Origin of the sequence: Mycobacterium sp. E136 (genome assembly GCF_001666865.1) — a bacterium.
Lineage (GTDB): Bacteria > Actinomycetota > Actinomycetes > Mycobacteriales > Mycobacteriaceae > Mycobacterium.
In genome coordinates this window covers 1-2,735 of the sequence record NZ_LZJE01000360.1, presented here as the reverse complement: position 1 = coordinate 2,735, position 2,735 = coordinate 1, and the positions used below count along the sequence as shown (strand labels likewise).

The following is a 2,735-nucleotide window of genomic DNA, read 5'->3' as shown; positions in this document are numbered from 1 at the left end:
GGTTCGCCGCCAATTCGGCAGCTCGCTGTGGGAGCACCAGGCGTTGCGGCTGCGGATGGCCGACCTGCAGGCGCGCGTCGACATGCTGCGGTATGCGCTGGACGGCATCGCTGCGACCGGCAAGCTCGACCTGCGCACCGCCGCCGCGATGAAGGCCAACGCCGCGCGCCTCGGCGAAGAGGTGATGAACGAATGCATGCACCTCTTCGGCGGCTCCGGCTACCTCGTCGACGAGACACCGCTCGGAAGATGGTGGCGCGACATGAAACTGGCCCGCGTCGGTGGAGGCACCGACGAGGTGCTGTGGGAGCTGGTCGCCGCCGGCATGAAGCCCGACCACAACGGTTACGCGGAGTTCGACCAGCTGCCCTGAGGGCTACGGCGCGTCGGCGGGCGTGCGCGGCAGCGCGTACAGCGCCATGCGCCGGTTCGACATGTCGTGCTCGCCCAGGAAAGTACAGCCGGCGTGTTCGCAGACGTCGCGCGCGCCCTTGTTCCTGTGGTCCGGGTCGAACATGATGCGACGGCACTGCGGATCGAGCTCGAAGATGTTGGCGGTCAAGCGCGGCAACAGGATCGGCGCGATACCGCGGTTGACGAACCGCAGCTCGGCGATCGCCGCGTGCATCCCGATGTCGTGAGGCTCCGCGTCGTACCGCGGCGCGATCGAATCCTTGGCGGCCCGGTACAGCTCGATGTAGACGAACGGCTGGCCGCGGAAGAAACCGACGAACGGCCGGGAGTATTCACCCGCCAGCTGGGCGCTCAGATACCGGTGCCACCGCTGCGGCGGCCAGTCGTACTCCCACGCCTCGACCAGGTGAGGGCGGTTCATCCATTCCGACACCATCTCCGCGTCCGCATCCGGATCGGCCAACCGGATGAGATACGGCTCGGCGAGGACCGGCGTTGGCGGTGCCGCGACCTCACGCACCGCATCGGTAATGTCCGTCAGCTCCCGCGGAAGTACCGGCGAGGGTGCATCGTCGATCTCGGTCATCGCCCGCCGAGCCTACCGGACCGACTAAGGCAAGACTTACCTTCCTACCCCGCCGCTGGTGCCGTCATGCGAACAGGTCGTCGAGCGCCTTCTGTTCGAGTTCGGTCCACCGCTGCACGTTGCGTCGGACCTCGGCGACCGCCTCCTCGTCGAAATGCCTCGCCCCGTCGGGTGTGATCCGGCAGATGTCCATCGGCGCACCGACGCTGGGTGACGACGCGTCCAGCGCGTCGAGCACCCGCAGCGCGGCCACCACGCCGTAGTCGACGCCACGTTCGGTCATTCCGAAGTGCGCGAGCAGCGCGTGGGCCTGCTGGGCCATCGGCGATCCGCTGCCCACCGCGTGGAAGCCGATCTCCTCGTAGTGGCCGATGAGGCCGTGCGGATCGATGTCGACGATGAACGGCTTCCCGTTCGCGTAGCCCGCCGCCAGGACGTAGGTCGCCGGTGTGGCGCCCGGCTTCCCGGCGGGAACGTCCTCGATGAAGTTCTCGTAGTGGCGCTTGAGCACTGGCAGGACGCGACCCTGCAGCGCGTGGCCGATGTCGGGAGCCTCCACGATCGCGTCCGGTTCGTTGTCGAAGATCTGCTCGAGGTCGTAGAGCACCGCACGCGAACCGCTGCCGCCCCACGCGGCGTGGTCGCCGAGGGGGTGCAGCTTCTGGGCCGGATAGCTCAGCCCCCGCTCGGGATCGGTGATCTGCGAGTCCGAGGCCACCACGACCCCGTCGGCGCAACGAATGGCGAGAACGACGGTCATCGCGAGGGCTCCGGCAGCATGAGGCGATCGTCTCACGCCTGCCGCATCAGCAGGTCCCGTAGCACCGCGGCATTGCTCAGCCCGACGTCACGGGTGGCGGTCACCAGCGTCACAGGCCCTTGCGCCAGCAAGGCGCGAAGTTCGTCCAGCGCCTGCGCACCGGCTTCGGCCTGAAGTTCGACGGTGTAGCGGGCGACGAACTCGTCGAACCGTTCGGGCTGGTGCGAATACCAGCGCCGCAGCTCGGTCGACGGCGCGACCGACGGCAGCCACCGGCCGATCCGCGGATCGTCCTTGCGGAAACCCCTCGGCCACAACCGGTCCACCAGGACCCGGACGCCGTCCCGTTCACCCGGCGGGTCGTAGACCCGCGCGACATCGACACTTGGGACACTTGGGCGGCCACCCATGCGGTGAGATGGTAGGGGCATGCCGGTTGACCGAGTGGCGGATCTGCAGCGTTGGCAGGATTCGGGCGCGATCTGGGAGGTGCGGGCGCGACGGGAAGGCAGCGTGACCGTCGCGCTGCTGCGCTGCGACGGCGGCGAGGAGGTCGACGTCTTCACCTCCGACGATCCCCGGCTGCTGGCGTTCATCGGCGAGCGCCGAAGCAGCGAGGACTGAACCTCAACGCCGGCGCGCACGGATGAGGTCGGCGAACGCGGCGGCCGCGGCGTCGACGCCGTCGAGATCCTCGGTGGCGACGAGGTCCAGCAGCAGCCCGCGGGCCACGGCCAGGCCCAGCCGCATCATCGCGGGATCGTCCGCTCCGCTCAGGTGGGCGAGCCAGTCCACGACCGCGCCGGGCAGCATCTGCGCGAACGGTTGCTCGCCCTGTGCGCCCCGCGCGTAGCACTCGAAGAACAGCCGCTCGAAGGGGCGTAGGTCGGGTCGCCTCAGGTTCGCCCACATCGCCGCCACGGCCTCGGCGGGATCGGCGGGCAGCTGCCGGGTGCACCATCTGGCGGCGCTCCA

General features: G+C 69.3%; 5 protein-coding genes and 1 pseudogene. 2 read left to right on the top strand and 4 right to left on the bottom strand.

Features of this window, described 5'->3' with window-relative positions; all coding sequences use genetic code 11:
* A partial coding sequence (locus tag A5698_RS24630; RefSeq protein ID WP_286144544.1) for an acyl-CoA dehydrogenase family protein occupies positions 1 to 373 on the top strand: 373 nt, incomplete at its 5' end.
* Between the two features lie 3 nt (positions 374 to 376).
* On the opposite strand, the gene A5698_RS24625 is transcribed toward A5698_RS24630, so the two are convergent.
* The 3 genes from A5698_RS24625 to A5698_RS24615 all read right to left on the bottom strand — a co-directional run bounded on the left by A5698_RS24625 (position 377) and on the right by A5698_RS24615 (position 2,170).
* Positions 377 to 1,000 (bottom strand): GNAT family N-acetyltransferase, encoded by a 624-nt coding sequence (locus A5698_RS24625; protein WP_068302374.1) that lies wholly within the window; start codon positions 998 to 1,000, stop codon positions 377 to 379.
* Positions 1,001 to 1,064: 64 nt separating this feature from the next.
* Positions 1,065 to 1,760, bottom strand: a complete 696-nt coding sequence (locus tag A5698_RS24620) for an Ntn hydrolase family protein (RefSeq protein ID WP_068302371.1) — start codon at positions 1,758 to 1,760, stop codon at positions 1,065 to 1,067.
* Between the two features lie 32 nt (positions 1,761 to 1,792).
* Positions 1,793 to 2,170: a DUF488 domain-containing protein gene (locus tag A5698_RS24615; RefSeq protein WP_068302368.1), complete on the bottom strand. Its 378-nt coding sequence runs from the start codon at positions 2,168 to 2,170 to the stop codon at positions 1,793 to 1,795.
* Between the two features lie 19 nt (positions 2,171 to 2,189).
* Between A5698_RS24615 and A5698_RS24610 the strand changes: the two genes are divergently transcribed.
* Complete coding sequence (locus tag A5698_RS24610; RefSeq protein WP_068302365.1) at positions 2,190 to 2,384, top strand: hypothetical protein; 195 nt, start codon at positions 2,190 to 2,192, stop codon at positions 2,382 to 2,384.
* 3 nt (positions 2,385 to 2,387) lie between these two features.
* Here the strand turns inward: A5698_RS24610 and A5698_RS29165 are convergent.
* Positions 2,388 to 2,735, bottom strand: a pseudogene (locus A5698_RS29165) (TetR/AcrR family transcriptional regulator); the annotation flags it as partial.

What these genes read in the sequence shown, in the direction of transcription:
- A5698_RS24625 (WP_068302374.1), bottom strand. Translation starts at nt 1,000, where the DNA reads ATGACCGAGATCGACGATGCACCCTCGCCGGTACTTCCGCGGGAGCTG.
- A5698_RS24620 (WP_068302371.1), bottom strand. Translation starts at nt 1,760, where the DNA reads ATGACCGTCGTTCTCGCCATTCGTTGCGCCGACGGGGTCGTGGTGGCC.
- A5698_RS24615 (WP_068302368.1), bottom strand. Translation starts at nt 2,170, where the DNA reads ATGGGTGGCCGCCCAAGTGTCCCAAGTGTCGATGTCGCGCGGGTCTAC.
- A5698_RS24610 (WP_068302365.1), top strand. Translation starts at nt 2,190, where the DNA reads ATGCCGGTTGACCGAGTGGCGGATCTGCAGCGTTGGCAGGATTCGGGC.